Origin of the sequence: Lunatimonas lonarensis (assembly GCF_000390185.1) — a bacterium.
GTDB classification, from domain to species: Bacteria; Bacteroidota; Bacteroidia; order Cytophagales; family Cyclobacteriaceae; genus Lunatimonas; species Lunatimonas lonarensis.
The window spans coordinates 139774-153594 of record NZ_AQHR01000041.1 but is presented as its reverse complement, the minus strand read 5'-3'; the positions used below and the strand labels follow the sequence as shown (position 1 = coordinate 153594).

Here is a 13821-nt window from a genome sequence, read left to right as displayed (position 1 = left end):
ACCACTACAAAACATGAAGTTTGCCTTTCTTGCTCTCTTTGTTACAGGATTCACCCATCTCCAAGCACAAGAGCTACATGTTGGCTTTTCTTCCAATTCATTGGAGAAGCAGTTGAAGACGGAAGAACGTTTCCTGCAACAAGTGGATTTCTCCAGATTCCGACATCATCTCGAACGGATCAGTTCGGAGCCGCACATCGCAGGCAGCGAGGCCAACCACAAAGTAGGTCGATACCTTGCCGAAACCATGGAGGCGGCCGGATGGAAGGTGCAGGCCTATCCGTATGATGTTTACCTTGCTCCAGAACCCGGAGAATCCAGCGTCGAGATGGTGACACCCATTCGCCAGCCATTAAATCAGCAGGAGTTTATTTTCCCTGAGGATCCTTATTCAAGCCACCCCGAACTCAAGCAAGGATGGAATGCCTATTCGGGCAGTGGAGACGTGGTCGGTGAGATTGTCTTTGTCAACTATGGTACCAAAGCTGATTTTGAACTGTTGGAATCTATGGGCATATCCGTAAAGGGAAAGATTGTCCTTGCCCGCTACGGCGGTAATTTCCGGGGATACAAGGCTAAATTTGCCGAGGAGTATGGGGCCATCGGCCTACTGATCTTTACAGACCCGGGAGATAGCGGATACGCAAAAGGATTGGTTTATCCCGAGGGCATCTATTACAATGAGAGTTCCGTACAACGCGGATCCTTGTTGACGCTGCCCTTCACTGGAGATCCGTTGACCCCATTTGTGCCGGCCCTCCCTTTGGACGGCAAGGAGCAGGTAAAAAGGCTAAGTCCAGAAGAGGCGCCTCTCCCAACTATACCCGTAACCTCCATTCCCTATGGATCTGCAAAAGAAATCATAGGTAAGATGACCGGGACACCGGTACCTTCAGGCTGGCAGGGCGGCCTTCCCTATACGTATCGCCTGGATGGCGGGAGTGACCTGACCGTTCGCCTGAAGGTAAACCAAAAACGGGAGCTGGTACGAATCAATAACGTGGTGGGGGTATTGGAAGGCAGTACCTACCCCGATGAGTGGGTCATACTGGGCTGTCACTACGATGCCTGGTCCTTCGGAGCCACGGATCCCAACAGTGGTACAGCCATGTTGTTGGCCCTGAGTGAAACATTGGGTAAACTGGCCAACAACGGAGACCGACCTAAACGCTCCATCCTCATTGCGCATTGGGATGGCGAGGAGCATGGGGTGATCGGTTCATCCGAATGGGTAGAGCAATTCAAGGAAGAGCTTCAGGCAAAGGCGGTAGCTTACATGAATTTCGATGCGGGGGTTTCCGGACCAAACGTCCGGGGAGCCTCCTCTCCCACCCTTAAACACATCATGGCCGGTGCCACCCGCTCGGTGAAGCTACCTGATTCCGAACAGACTATTTTTGATTCTTGGGCCGGAAAAAATGCGGAGCCGTCCATGGGCTCGTTGGGCGGTGGGTCGGACCATATTGCCTTTTACATGTTTGCCGGAATTCCCTCATTGAGTGGTGGGGCCGGGGGGCCTACGCTTTACCATACGAACTACGACAACCTCTTTTTTTACGAGAAATTTGCGGATCCTACTTTTAAAATGGGCGGCGCAGTAGAGCAATGGGTCGGCATAATGGCCCTGCGAACAGCCAATGCGGATGTGGTACCCTACAGGCCAAGCCGGTACGCCGAAGATTTGACAGTTCACTTCGAAGCTGCCGAAAGACAGATTTCTTCATTTTCCATTGATTTTAAGGGATTTAGCAAGTCGGCCGAATCTATCAAAAACCTGGCATCTGTGGCGTTGACCTTTGAAAAGAAACTTCAGGAAGTACTAGCCAGCAACCGCCTTTCTACCAGACAGGCCAAGGCTTTAAGTCGGGAACTGCTTGGCTGGGAGAAAAGTTTTTTGCGTCCGGAGGGGATGCCCTTTGGCAATTGGTACCAGTCCCTGTATGCTTCCACGGATCCGTTTAGCGGGTATGCGTCTTGGGTACTTCCCGCCATACAGTATTCAATCGAGTTAAAGGATGTTGCTTCCATGGATACATGGGATTCAATCTACTCGCAAGCCATCGATACACTGTCCGATCGAATTAGGGCTGCCCAATTCCTGATTGATAATGAGTGAAGCAATAGAAGATAAACCCCGGACTGCTGCCCCATCGGCTGAATCGACGGTATATCCCATACTGTTTACGATCAGCTTTGCCCACCTGCTGAATGACTTGGTCCAATCGGTCATTCCGGCTGTTTATCCCCTTTTAAAGGAAAACTATCTTCTGAGTTTAACCCAAATTGGTATGATCACACTGACGTTTCAGGCCACCGCTTCCTTATTGCAACCCTTTGTAGGTTACTTTACCGACAAAAAACCCCAGCCCTTTTCGCTTGCGGTTGGCATGGGGTTTTCTTTGCTGGGGCTGTTGGTGCTGGCTTCGGCAAACTCGTTTTGGGTAATTTTGGCCTCAGTAGCGTTGGTGGGGATGGGGTCCTCCGTTTTTCACCCGGAGTCTTCCAGGGTGGCCTATCTGGCCTCTGGTGGCAGAAGAGGATTTGCCCAGTCGGTTTTCCAGATAGGTGGAAATGTAGGATCGGCAATAGGCCCCTTGTTGGTGGCCTTGGTGGTAATGCCCTATGGGCAGGGAAATGTACGTTGGTTTGCGCTGGGTGCGCTACTGGCAATCCTGGCACTATCCCGGGTGGGCTATTGGTATAGAGCCAATATCGAAAAGAGAAAGGCATCCGTAGGGAAAACCTTTACCATCGTTAAGCACGGTCTTTCCCCTGGCCGTGTAAAAGCATCCATTGCGATTCTCTTGGTTTTGATCTTTTCCAAGTACTTCTACATGGCCTGTATGACCAGTTATTTCACTTTTTTCCTGATTGAAAAATTTGGTGTTCCTGTCGCCACTTCGCAAATCTACCTGTTTATTTTTTTGGCAGCCATCGCAGCGGGAACCTACCTGGGCGGTCCATTGGGTGATAAATACGGAAGGAAATACATTATTTGGGCCTCCATTTTGGGTTCTGCACCTTTCACCTTGTTGTTGCCACACCTGGGCCTTGGATGGGTGATTGCCCTATCCGTGGTAATCGGCGTTGTGTTGGCGTCTGCCTTCTCGGCCATTTTGGTGTATGCACAGGAGCTTCTTCCCGGTCGGATAGGTATGATCTCAGGACTGTTCTTTGGTTTTGCGTTTGGGATGGGAGGCCTGGGCTCAGCATTACTTGGCAAGTTGGCCGATCTCACCGATATACAGTTTGTATTTTGGGTTTGCTCCTTCCTGCCCCTACTGGGTCTTGTCACCTGGATGCTTCCCAATCTGAAAGAAACAAGATAGGACTGAGCTATGCTTCCGGTAAAGTCTAATTTCTTCCCAACAGCTGAGTGGTCTGTGTCAAGTTTACATCGTATTTTTATGGGTATCCCATAGTTACCATCAAACCCGAACCTCCCATGAACAAACTATTTCGCCGAATCAAAGCCTGCCTCGTTGCATTTTTGGCCACAGCGCTCGTAGCCTCGTATGCCTTCGGATTTCAAACACCCATTTCAAACGGCCCGGTACAGGGTAGTGCCAGCGACACAGTGGGGCAGATTTCCACGCTTACCTACCAAAACCCATCCATCACCGTAGATCTTGGTGTGGGCCTATGGGCCTGGCCATTGCCCATGGATTGGAACGGGGACGGCCTGCTGGATCTTGTCGTCGCATGCACCGATCGGCCGTCCAACGGGATCCACGTATTTCTGAATACCGGAAACATAGATCCCTCTACGTTACTGCCGCTATTTGAACCCAGCTTCAACCTGGGCCCTGCCGGAAGGTCACCGCAGATCTCCTACGTCAAGGATGGCTGGCGAGTGACTACATCGGGTGCCTACTATCCGGATTTTCGCCAATCGGGCTTTGATCATCCATATTCCATCGGTGACCCCGAAAAAATCCATCTGGAGGATGGCAGAGTGCGTGCAAATCAGTGGAAGTATGTTGACTTCTCCGGAAATGGTGTATTGGACTTGGTCGTGGGCATAGGTTTTTGGGGAGAATATGGCTGGGACGATGCCTGGGATACAAATGGCGAGTGGAAAAATGGCCCCCTGAGAGGGTATACCTATCTGTTGGAAAACCGAGGTACCGATGAACAGCCCGACTACGCAGATCCGACGAAAATAACCACAACAGACGGTAGCCCCGTCAACGTTTTCGGCATGCCCTCTCCTAATTTTGCCGATTTTGACGGGGATGGCGACCTGGATTTGTTATGTGGGGAGTTTCTGGATGGCTTTACCTATTTCGAAAACGTGGGAACCCGTGAACATCCCAGGTACGCTCCCGGAAAAAAGCTTATGGTTGCCGGTGTACCCCTCCAGATGGAATTGTGCATGATCACCCCCACGGCGGTCGATTTTACGGGTAATGGCATTGTCGACTTGGTCGTGGGAGACGAGGACGGTCGGGTGGCGCTGATAGAAGGGACAGGAATCCTTATAGAAGGTGTTCCGCAGTTTCTACCCCCCAGGTATTTTAAGCAATACGCCCATAGGGTGAAGTTTGGGGCACTGGCGGCTCCGGTAAGCGTGGATTGGGATGGAGATGGATGGGAGGACCTGATCGTAGGAAATACGGCGGGCCATATTGGCTTTATCAAAAACCTCGGGGGAGATCCTCCGAGGTGGGCACCTCCGGTATACCTCAGTGACGGGGAAAAGGTGATACGGGAGCAGGCCGGGTACAATGGTTCCATTCAAGGGCCTGCCGAAGCCAAGTGGGGATACACCAATCCTTCTGTGGCCGATTGGGACGGAGACGGACTGCTGGACATCGTCACCAACGGTATATGGGGCAATGTGCTGTTTTATAAGAATATCGGGACAGAAACCCATCCAAGGCTTGCCCCAGCCCAAGCAGTGACCGTGGAATATCCCGGAGATACCCCCAAGCCTGCTTGGACATGGTGGCAGCCTCAATCAAATGAACTCGTGACCCAATGGCGGACCACGCCTTTTCTCATAGACTGGAATGGCAACGGTCTGACCGATCTGATCATGTTGGATCAGGAGGGATACTTGTCCCTTTTTGAGCGTCGCCGAAACCAGGACGGAACCTTGGCGTTAATGGCGCCGAAACGGGTGTTTTGGGGAGAGGGTGTATCCTCCTATGACGGCAGTGGCCGACCCCAAAACAACGTATCCGGGTTGTTGCGAATGAACGAACGACGGGCCGGTGGAAGCGGCAGAAGAACCTTCACTTTCTTTGATTGGGATGGAGATGGGGTATTGGATATACTGGTCAATAGCGCCACCAATGTGAATGTGCTCAGAGGACTCGGACAGGATCCGACCGGAAAATGGCGGTTTAGCGACGTAGGCCCTGTACACCATCACCCCTTAGCGGCCCATTCTACTACGCCTACCATCGCTACCTGGGAAGGTAAGCGGTACCTGCTCATAGGGGCGGAAGATGGCTTCTTTTACTATCTTCCTACTCCCAAGCAGGAATAGCGTCAGGCCCCTGACACAATCTTTCCATCTTTCATGGTAAGCATGCGGTCGGACATTAGAGCCAGGCTCTGATTGTGTGTCACGATTACAAAAGATTGACCAAATTCATCCCGTAGCCGGAAAAAAAGTTCGTGTAGCGACTGGGAAGACTGAGTGTCCAGGTTGCCGCTGGGTTCATCGGCAAAAATCACCGTCGGGTTATTGATCAGTGCCCGAGCAACGGCAACCCGCTGCTGTTCCCCACCCGACAACTCGGATGGCTTATGCTGTAGTCTGGACCCAATCCCCAGCAGCTCCGCCAATTCGGCTGCCCTGACTTTTAGCGGGGCCTCCTTGCCCCCGGCAATCAGACCCGGTATGATGATGTTTTCCTCTGCGGTGAATTCCGGAAGAAGGTTATGGAACTGAAAGATGAATCCAATCTTGGCATTCCTAAAAGCAGCCAGTTTATCCCCTTTAAGGCCGGACAGGTCGTTGTCGTCGATGAGCACGGTTCCTTGATCCGCTTGATCCAACGTCCCTAAGATATGCAGCAGGGTACTCTTGCCGGCTCCCGAAGCGCCTACGATGGATACGATTTCTCCTCTTTTGATTTCAACGTCCACTCCCTTCAACACATGGAGATCACCGTAATACTTGTGTATGTCCTTGGCTACTATTAACATGAATAAACAGTTTGAACGGATCGAACCGTCTCCGACAATCCAGGGTAGTTCTTGGAACGCTAAAAGTAACGGTTTTTCGGTTAATTCACCCAATCAACATACGGAAACCATGTTTAAAATTGTAGTGGCTTGAATCAGAATAAGATAGAAATAAGGGATGAATACAAAAGCGTGTATTTTGTGTGATTAAACGTAAAAAGCGCAAAGGAAACCTTGAATTATCGGACTTTAGCCATTAACTTCGGGCAAAAATTTTAGGGGATTAAAGCCGGGAAACGCAAAAATGTCCTTTTGGACGGTGGCTACTATCCGGTTCTTATCCTGCACACTCACTGGGAAACAATTACTAAGCAGATGAATATACACGAATATCAGGCAAAGGAAGTTCTTAAGTCATACGGCGTAAAGATTCAGGAAGGGATCGTGGCGTCGAGCCCGGAAGAAGCACTGGAAGCAGCAAAAAAACTAAATGCTGAAACAGGAACTTCCTGGTACGTATTAAAAGCCCAAATCCATGCGGGCGGTCGTGGCAAAGGAACGATAAAAGAAACCGGATCCAGAGGGGTGGTTTTGGCCAAGTCGCTGGAACAGGTGCCTGAATTGGCGGATAAAATCCTTGGAGGTACTTTGGTCACCATACAGACAGGTGAAGAAGGAAAGAAAGTCAAAAAGATACTTGTAGCCCAAGATGTATATTACCCGGGGGATTCAGAGCCCAAAGAATACTACCTCTCTATTCTACTTGATCGTGCTACCGGCAGTAACGTAATCATGGCTTCCGTAGAGGGTGGCATGGACATCGAAGAGGTAGCGGAGCATTCACCGGAAAAAATCATAAAAGAGTGGGTGGATCCCCAGCTTGGCATTCAGGGTTACCAAGCCCGCAAAGTTGCGTTTAAACTTGGATTGGAGGGCAATGCCTTTAAAGAAATGGTGAAATTCATCCTTTCGTTATACAAGGCATACGAAAATACCGATGCCTCCCAAGTAGAGATCAACCCTGTCCTTAAAACCTCTGACAATCAGATTTTGGCGGTTGATGCCAAAGTAAATCTGGATGACAATGCCCTCTACCGAAATAAGAATCTGGCCGAAATGAGGGATTTGGATGAAGAGGATCCCTTGGAAGTGGAAGCAGGCAAGTCAGGTCTGAACTACGTGAAGCTGGATGGAAACGTGGGCTGTATGGTAAACGGTGCAGGTTTGGCAATGGCTACTATGGACATGATCAAGCTTTCAGGAGGAGAACCAGCCAACTTCTTGGATGTTGGTGGAGGAGCCAATGCCCAAACCGTGGAGGCTGGATTTCGGATCATCCTGAAGGATCCCAAAGTGAAGGCAATCCTGATCAATGTGTTCGGTGGAATAGTAAGGTGTGACCGTATCGCGAGTGGTGTGGTGGAAGCCTATAAGTCAATAGGTGACATTCAAGTGCCAATCATCGTTAGATTACAGGGTACAAACGCCGAAGCGGGAGCCAAAATTATTGATGAGTCCGGATTGAAGGTAACCTCCGCGATTACGCTGAAGGAAGCGGCGGAAAAGGTGCAGCAAGTTCTTCAAAACAATTGATAAACATTTTTGAAAGCGCAAAGAAATCCATACCTTTGTGCTCGGTTTTGCACCCGTAGTTCAACTGGATAGAATATCGGATTTCGGCTCCGAGGGTTGAGGGTTCGAATCCTTCCGGGTGTACTTTCCTAACGGCGCTTCATCATTGATGGGGCGCCGTAGTTGTTTAGTAGATGATGGGTTCATTGCTGGATAAAAACGGCACCACTACCGAAAATTGGAAACCTAGTCTACCCGCTTATCAATTAATCAGGCTGTCCTGAATTAACCTATTAGCGGCGAAGGATTTTTATGCCAATGTCCCGCCCTTGGCCTTGAACCATCGCCAGGTTTATCCAAAACCAGGCCATTTGTTCCATTAAAGCGAACCGGTCATTGCCCCCTACATCGTAACATTCGGCAAACCCCGCATCTTTCGAAAGTTGCCTTGCCACCAGTTTCCCCTCCAGACTATCCCCGGCCATAAACATATCCAACGTCTCCGCTCCATAGACCGGATCTGCCATATTGTTGTACCCGGTGGTGTTAAAACATTTGACCACGTCTCTGCTTGCCGTGTTGGCCAGAATGGCTTCCGATACCGTTGCAAACCCTTGAGGGCCCCTACCCAGGATTATGTTGCCCGCATCCAAAATGATTTTGCCTGTCGTGTCACCCAATGCATGGGTGATTTCAACGACATTTGTAGCAGGCGTAGCCATTAGGATAATATCACTCAGGTTCACTGCTTCGGATATGGAATGGACGGTCGTATTCGGATTGGAAAGAAGCTCCATTCCTTTAAACCGTTGTGTATCCCGAACACCCAGTCTTATCTCATGCCCTTTTAGGGCCCAACTGGTCGCCAACGCCCCTCCGACGTTGCCCGTACCTATAATGGCTATTTTCATGTGTGTTAGCAATTTCCTGTTTTAACCGCTTTTTGCGGGCTCTTTTTTCTTTAGGAAGATACGCAGAATAATCTGTAATCTTGTTTACTACCAACGGTGTTTTTTTTAGGAAAATACCCTTTTTTGTTTATGATCAATTGATGGATAAAAGTGCTGAAAAGCTCCCAATTCGACTGTATCGAAATAAATCCGAAATTAATTATTAAATAATTAGGTAAAACTAAATATTTAAACGTATATTTATCCAACCGATTGAAAGATTTAGTTTCCTAAAAAGTTGCATACTAAAAACTAAGTGGTTAAGTTGTAGCACAAACAGTGATTCGATTAGGCAGCGGTGCGAAAACCGGGTTGTCAAACCAAGACCTGTTTATCACCCGTCTGGCAAGTGCCAGGTAGAACCAAAAACTCAATATTAAACTGATGAAGGCATTAACCAAAGCAGAAGAACAAATCATGCAGATCCTATGGGATCTGAAAGAAGGGTACGTGAAAGAGGTACTGGACAAAATGGACGATCCCAAGCCGGCATATAATACCGTCTCCACGTTTATACGTATTCTGGAAACAAAAGGCTTCGTAAAGCATCGTCCCATTGGCAAATCACACCAATACTATCCGATCGTGACCAAAGACGAGTACCGTAGTTTCTCGATTCGCAGACTGTTATCCGGTTATTTCGGAGGATCGTTTACCAAAATGGCGAGCTTCTTTGCCAAAGAGGAGAATTTGGATGCAAAAGAAATCGAGCGGATCATGGAAGAGGTAAAAAAGGATGTAAAATGATCCGCTAATGGCTGCGTTTATCAACTATTTTTGGCAAAGCTTCTTCTGCCTAGGTTTCTTTTTCGGGATCTATTGGGTGTTTCTTCGCAACGAAAAAACCTTCCGGTTCAACCGGATTTATTTGTTGCTGACACCTGCTCTTGCGCTGCTTTTCCCATTGGTGGAAATCCCTGTTAGCTTTGATAAACCCAGCATTTCGTTGGAAAACACACAGCTGCTCCAGTCCTTATATAGTCTCGACGAAACGGAGACGATCGGTACCATCGGTCTACCTGAATTTACCGTAACCGACACCAAGCTTCCGATTCTTTGGGAAATGAGGGACTATTTCTTTGCAGGCTACCTGATGGTAGTTTTCTTTCTGGCTTTTAAGTTGTTTTGGCAGTATCTATTGTTACGGCAACTGGAGTTACGGGGTTGGTATCAGACAAAGTACAAGCTAAAAGGTGCCTATTTTCTGATACCAACCTTTGGTTTGGCACCGGTTTTCTCTTACTTCGATAAGCTGTTTTGGGATGATACGCAGAAGCTTACGCAAGAGGAGGAATCCCAGATTATACGTCATGAATTGGAACACATCCACCAAAAGCATTCCTGGGATGTGATGTATTATCAGGTGCTCAGCATTTTGTTTTGGTTTAACCCTATCATCCACCTCATGCGGATGGCATTGGTTGACTTACATGAATATTTAGCAGATGAAAAAGTGTTGGGTAGCGTAGAGGACAAGTCCAGCTATCCAAAACTCATTGTCAAGATGGCTTTTAAGGGGCTAGATCTTCCAATCGGCAATTACTTTATCCGATCTACAACCTTAAAAAGAATTATCATGATGAAGAAGTCCGCAAAAATAAATTGGTTCAAGCTAGTGATGGTGGTTCCGTTGACCGCCATGCTTTTTGGACTTGTCAGTATGAAGACTGAAAAGGGTCTGGCGTTTTTGACCAACCACCATACCCTGGCACCGCATGCGATCAAACAGCAGGTATTGGGATTTAAGGATTCTCTCGATATTGGAATCAGCGTGCGAACGCTAAAGCGCACCGAACACTATGAAAAAATCGGCAGCCTGGAAGAGGGTACGTTAAGGGCCCAGCTTGGTGAACTTGAGTATGTGTTTACGGGAATCTCCTCCGATGACGAATACCTAAAAGTCAGGGAACTGATCCAAATTCTACGGGCGAATTCGCAGACGCGAAAATCCTATGAAAACGCCTATCAACGAACCGCGGTCGAAAAGGAGCCAAAGCCGGAGAATGGATGGAAGGAACTGGAGGAATTCCTTCGATCCCATGTCAACGTTCCGGAAAAAGTTCAGGAACTGGGTTTAAGCGGAGTAGTGGAACTGGAGTTTTTGGTAAAAGAAGATGGAAAAATCCACTATCCGGTGATCCGCAGAAGCTTTGGCGCAGGCATCGACGAACAGGTGCTACAAGCGTTGACCAGGATGGATGCCCCTAAATGGGAACCCGGCCTAGTCAATGGAAAATCGGTTTCCGTCATTATGAATTTTCCGGTCGGATTCAACTTTACCAAGCAAAACCAACAGGCAGCATCCTTTTTCCCTAGGTCAAATACAGCAATGCGCCTACCCGCTCCCTCCTCGATTGCAGACGATGAGGTTTTTGAAGTAGTGGAATCCATGCCAGTACCTGCTGGAGGAATGGAGGGTTGGAACAACTATGTAAGCGAAAACCTGAAATATCCGGAACGGGCTAAACAGGGCAATGTACAAGGTACTGTCTACGTGGTATTCGTCGTAGACCGAGAGGGAAATGTCACCAATCCAGAGATATTGAGGGGCATCGGTGCTGGATGTGACGAAGAAGCACTCCGTCTTGTCCAAAATTCACCCAGGTGGACACCAGGGATTCAGAGTGGTCAACTTGCTAACGTACAGATTCGGATACCCATCCGTTTTAAACTACCAGATAGCCTAGGTACGAATTCATCCTTTGACGAACTAGTCGCTCTAAATCAAGATAGGCAATTGGAACGAATAGTCCCAACCGATGAATTTAACAAACATCTTCAAAAAAACCTTAAATACCCCACCGCAGCCAGGCAAACCAACACTACCGGAACTGTACTTACGAAATTGGTATTCGATAAGAACGGAAAGATCACCGACTACGAGGTGGTGAAGGGAATCTCGGAAGAGTTGAACGAAGAGGCTATTAGGTACTTTAAGAATGCACCAAACTGGAATGTGAAAAGTATGCAGGATGGCTACCAAGCTATCTATCCAGTGAAGTTTAAATTAAATGGCATAGAATCCCATGACCAACACTACGAAAGGCTCCTTGGGACTGGTGTAGTGGTCGTTGGGTACGGCGCGGCTTCCAGCCTCAAATCCGGTAAAGTAGCACAAGGAGAAGTGATGACGATTCGCGTAGTGAATGAGAAAATTGTCAACTTGGGAGGAGAGATTCTGACAATTGATGGGGGGTTATCCAAGGCAATCGCTTCGCTGCTAAAGGAGCACGACTTGGATCCAAAGCAGATTACCGCACGTTTTGAAGCGGAACCTGAGGTGAAAATGGGAACCATTCAGGATGTTCAAACGGCATTGAGGCAAAATGACATCAATCGAATCCTATATACGATTTCAAGCCACCAAGATAACAAACCAATAAACTCCTTGCCACATACCCAATCCAATCAACCGCTAGTAATATTGGATGGGAAAATTGGAGTTTCTTTGGATAGTATAAACCCTAGCGACATAGAGTCCATCAGCGTTATAAAAGATGCTGCAACCATCAAACTGTATGGTGATGCGGCCAAAAACGGCGCGATTATCATAACCTCCAAAAAATAGTCTTTGAACCAACCTCCACCCTCGATAAACACCTATCGGGGATGGAGATTTTTTTTTCATTGGTTCCCCTACTGCTCGTTTTGGATGTGAACTTTACGGTTAGACACTTTTAATTCCGACACATAATTATCACCCTCTTCTGATTGAGCAGAGGTTTCTCCCCACCATCCGCCCTTTAACAGTTACTTCTTTTGAGATTCCAGTAAAATACGCTATCTTAACTCCCATATCCCGCTAAATAAAAAGGCGACGTCAGTAGATGAAAAGGCTTTCCGTGCAGGTTTCCGAATGATAATAGATGCAATGTTGAGAAACCTAGGTGCATGGTTGCACGATCAATTCAGCAACTCAATTTAACAAATCATAAACAGATGCAATACCCAATTTTCCCGTCCTTTTTTTGCCTAATCGCTCTTTGGGGGACCATTCACCTAGCCACTGCCCAACACGCTGTCTTCAACTACGAGGAAGCCAAGGTACCCTCCTACTCCCTTCCCGATCCGTTTGTTAGCACCAAGGGAAAACCTATTTCATCCATTGATGACTGGAACTTCGTGCGCCGTCCGGAGATTATCCGGCTTTTTGAAGATCATGTATATGGTCAAGTTCCCAAAGACTTGGATGGTATGACCTTTACCACGGTAAACCTACAGAAAGATGTTATGGATGGCAGGGCGGTTTTAAAGGAAGTTGATGTCTTGGTTTCAAGAAAAGGAAATTCGCTCACCATGCGTCTGACGGTTTTTGTTCCGTCCCGGACAGCGAATACTCCCAGTCCCGTATTTCTGCTTATCACCCATCGTTCTCCCGATAACATCGACCCTACGCGCATGGTCAAGTCTGATTTTTGGCCGGCTGAAATGCTGATCGAACGTGGCTACGCAGTGGCGGCTTTTCACGTACAGGACGTCTCTGATGATAACAAAGAGACCTTTCGGGAAGATATTCTGGAAACCTTGTATCCCGAGCAGCTGGCAATGGCCAATGGCATGCGGGGACTAGGGGCTTGGGCATGGGGAGCCATGCGTGCCATGGACTATTTCGTGCAGGATCCCGATATCGACGAAAAACGGGCTGCGGTGGTGGGCCACTCCAGGGGAGGAAAGGCGGCGCTTTGGACCGGGGCACAGGATACCCGCTGGGCCATTACCATCTCCAATGAGTCGGGTTGCGGTGGTGCCGCCCTGTCGCGTCGCCGATTCGGAGAGACAGTAACCCGGATCAATACCAACTTTCCCTATTGGTTTACCGATAACTTTGAGCGGTATAGCGATAACGAAGATGCCCTGCCCGTTGACCAACATATGCTTATAGCTTCCATCGCGCCGAGAGCTGTTTACGTGGCAAGCGCTCAGGACGACCAATGGGCGGATCCCAGAGGCGAGTACCTCTCTCTACTGCTAGGTTCTAGGGTCCATAAGTCTATCTATAATTTCCCCTATGCCTTGCCGGATGAGCCGCCTGCGGTAAATAACCCAATTCATCTGGGGCCCTTGGGATACCATATGCGGGAAGGTGCACACAACCTAACCGCAGTAGACTGGGCAAACTTTTTGGATTTCGCTGATAAACTATATCAAAGATAGCTGACCA

The 13821-nt window shown here is 48.4% G+C and carries 9 protein-coding genes and 1 tRNA gene; 8 read left to right on the top strand and 2 right to left on the bottom strand.

The window, feature by feature from the left end:
• Nucleotides 1-13: 13 nt before the first annotated feature.
• From ADIS_RS06290 to ADIS_RS06280, 3 genes are all read left to right on the top strand, one after another.
• Complete coding sequence (locus tag ADIS_RS06290) at nucleotides 14-2116, top strand: M28 family peptidase (protein WP_010853544.1); 2103 nt, start codon at nucleotides 14-16, stop codon at nucleotides 2114-2116.
• Entirely contained in the window at nucleotides 2109-3329 is a 1221-nt protein-coding gene (locus ADIS_RS06285; RefSeq protein ID WP_010853543.1) for an MFS transporter, read from the top strand. The genes ADIS_RS06290 and ADIS_RS06285 overlap by 8 nt, the downstream gene beginning before the upstream one ends.
• Nucleotides 3330-3445: 116 nt before the next feature.
• Nucleotides 3446-5494: an FG-GAP repeat domain-containing protein gene (locus ADIS_RS06280; protein WP_155907186.1), complete on the top strand. Its 2049-nt coding sequence runs from the start codon at nucleotides 3446-3448 to the stop codon at nucleotides 5492-5494.
• Nucleotides 5495-5496: 2 nt separating this feature from the next.
• Here the strand turns inward: ADIS_RS06280 and ADIS_RS06275 are convergent, their stop codons facing one another.
• Nucleotides 5497-6159: an ABC transporter ATP-binding protein gene (locus ADIS_RS06275; RefSeq protein ID WP_010853541.1), complete on the bottom strand. Its 663-nt coding sequence runs from the start codon at nucleotides 6157-6159 to the stop codon at nucleotides 5497-5499.
• Nucleotides 6160-6513: 354 nt separating this feature from the next.
• On the opposite strand from ADIS_RS06275, the gene sucC reads away from it, so the two are divergent.
• On the top strand, nucleotides 6514-7731 hold the full coding sequence (gene sucC / locus ADIS_RS06270; protein WP_010853540.1) for an ADP-forming succinate--CoA ligase subunit beta: 1218 nt from the start codon (nucleotides 6514-6516) through the stop codon (nucleotides 7729-7731).
• 49 nt (nucleotides 7732-7780) lie between these two features.
• Nucleotides 7781-7854: transfer RNA gene (locus ADIS_RS06265), tRNA-Arg, on the top strand.
• A gap of 149 nt (nucleotides 7855-8003) precedes the next feature.
• On the opposite strand, the gene ADIS_RS06260 is transcribed toward ADIS_RS06265, so the two are convergent.
• Nucleotides 8004-8621: an NADPH-dependent F420 reductase gene (locus tag ADIS_RS06260; RefSeq protein ID WP_010853539.1), complete on the bottom strand. Its 618-nt coding sequence runs from the start codon at nucleotides 8619-8621 to the stop codon at nucleotides 8004-8006.
• A gap of 423 nt (nucleotides 8622-9044) precedes the next feature.
• Between ADIS_RS06260 and ADIS_RS06255 the strand changes: the two genes are divergently transcribed.
• The 3 genes from ADIS_RS06255 to ADIS_RS06245 all read left to right on the top strand — a co-directional run bounded on the left by ADIS_RS06255 (nucleotide 9045) and on the right by ADIS_RS06245 (nucleotide 13814).
• On the top strand, nucleotides 9045-9407 hold the full coding sequence (locus ADIS_RS06255; protein WP_010853537.1) for a BlaI/MecI/CopY family transcriptional regulator: 363 nt from the start codon (nucleotides 9045-9047) through the stop codon (nucleotides 9405-9407).
• A gap of 7 nt (nucleotides 9408-9414) precedes the next feature.
• Complete coding sequence (locus ADIS_RS06250; protein WP_010853536.1) at nucleotides 9415-12228, top strand: TonB family protein; 2814 nt, start codon at nucleotides 9415-9417, stop codon at nucleotides 12226-12228.
• A 371-nt stretch (nucleotides 12229-12599) separates the two neighbouring features.
• Nucleotides 12600-13814, top strand: coding sequence for an alpha/beta hydrolase family protein (locus ADIS_RS06245; RefSeq protein WP_010853535.1), 1215 nt, complete (start codon nucleotides 12600-12602; stop codon nucleotides 13812-13814).
• The last annotated feature ends 7 nt before the right edge of the window (nucleotides 13815-13821 follow it).

Coding starts and splice junctions, on each gene's coding strand:
- ADIS_RS06290 (WP_010853544.1), top strand. CDS start 14: ATGAAGTTTGCCTTTCTTGCTCTCTTTGTTACAGGATTCACCCATCTC.
- ADIS_RS06285 (WP_010853543.1), top strand. CDS start 2,109: ATGAGTGAAGCAATAGAAGATAAACCCCGGACTGCTGCCCCATCGGCT.
- ADIS_RS06280 (WP_155907186.1), top strand. CDS start 3,446: ATGAACAAACTATTTCGCCGAATCAAAGCCTGCCTCGTTGCATTTTTG.
- ADIS_RS06275 (WP_010853541.1), bottom strand. CDS start 6,159: ATGTTAATAGTAGCCAAGGACATACACAAGTATTACGGTGATCTCCAT.
- sucC (WP_010853540.1), top strand. CDS start 6,514: ATGAATATACACGAATATCAGGCAAAGGAAGTTCTTAAGTCATACGGC.
- ADIS_RS06260 (WP_010853539.1), bottom strand. CDS start 8,621: ATGAAAATAGCCATTATAGGTACGGGCAACGTCGGAGGGGCGTTGGCG.
- ADIS_RS06255 (WP_010853537.1), top strand. CDS start 9,045: ATGAAGGCATTAACCAAAGCAGAAGAACAAATCATGCAGATCCTATGG.
- ADIS_RS06250 (WP_010853536.1), top strand. CDS start 9,415: ATGGCTGCGTTTATCAACTATTTTTGGCAAAGCTTCTTCTGCCTAGGT.
- ADIS_RS06245 (WP_010853535.1), top strand. CDS start 12,600: ATGCAATACCCAATTTTCCCGTCCTTTTTTTGCCTAATCGCTCTTTGG.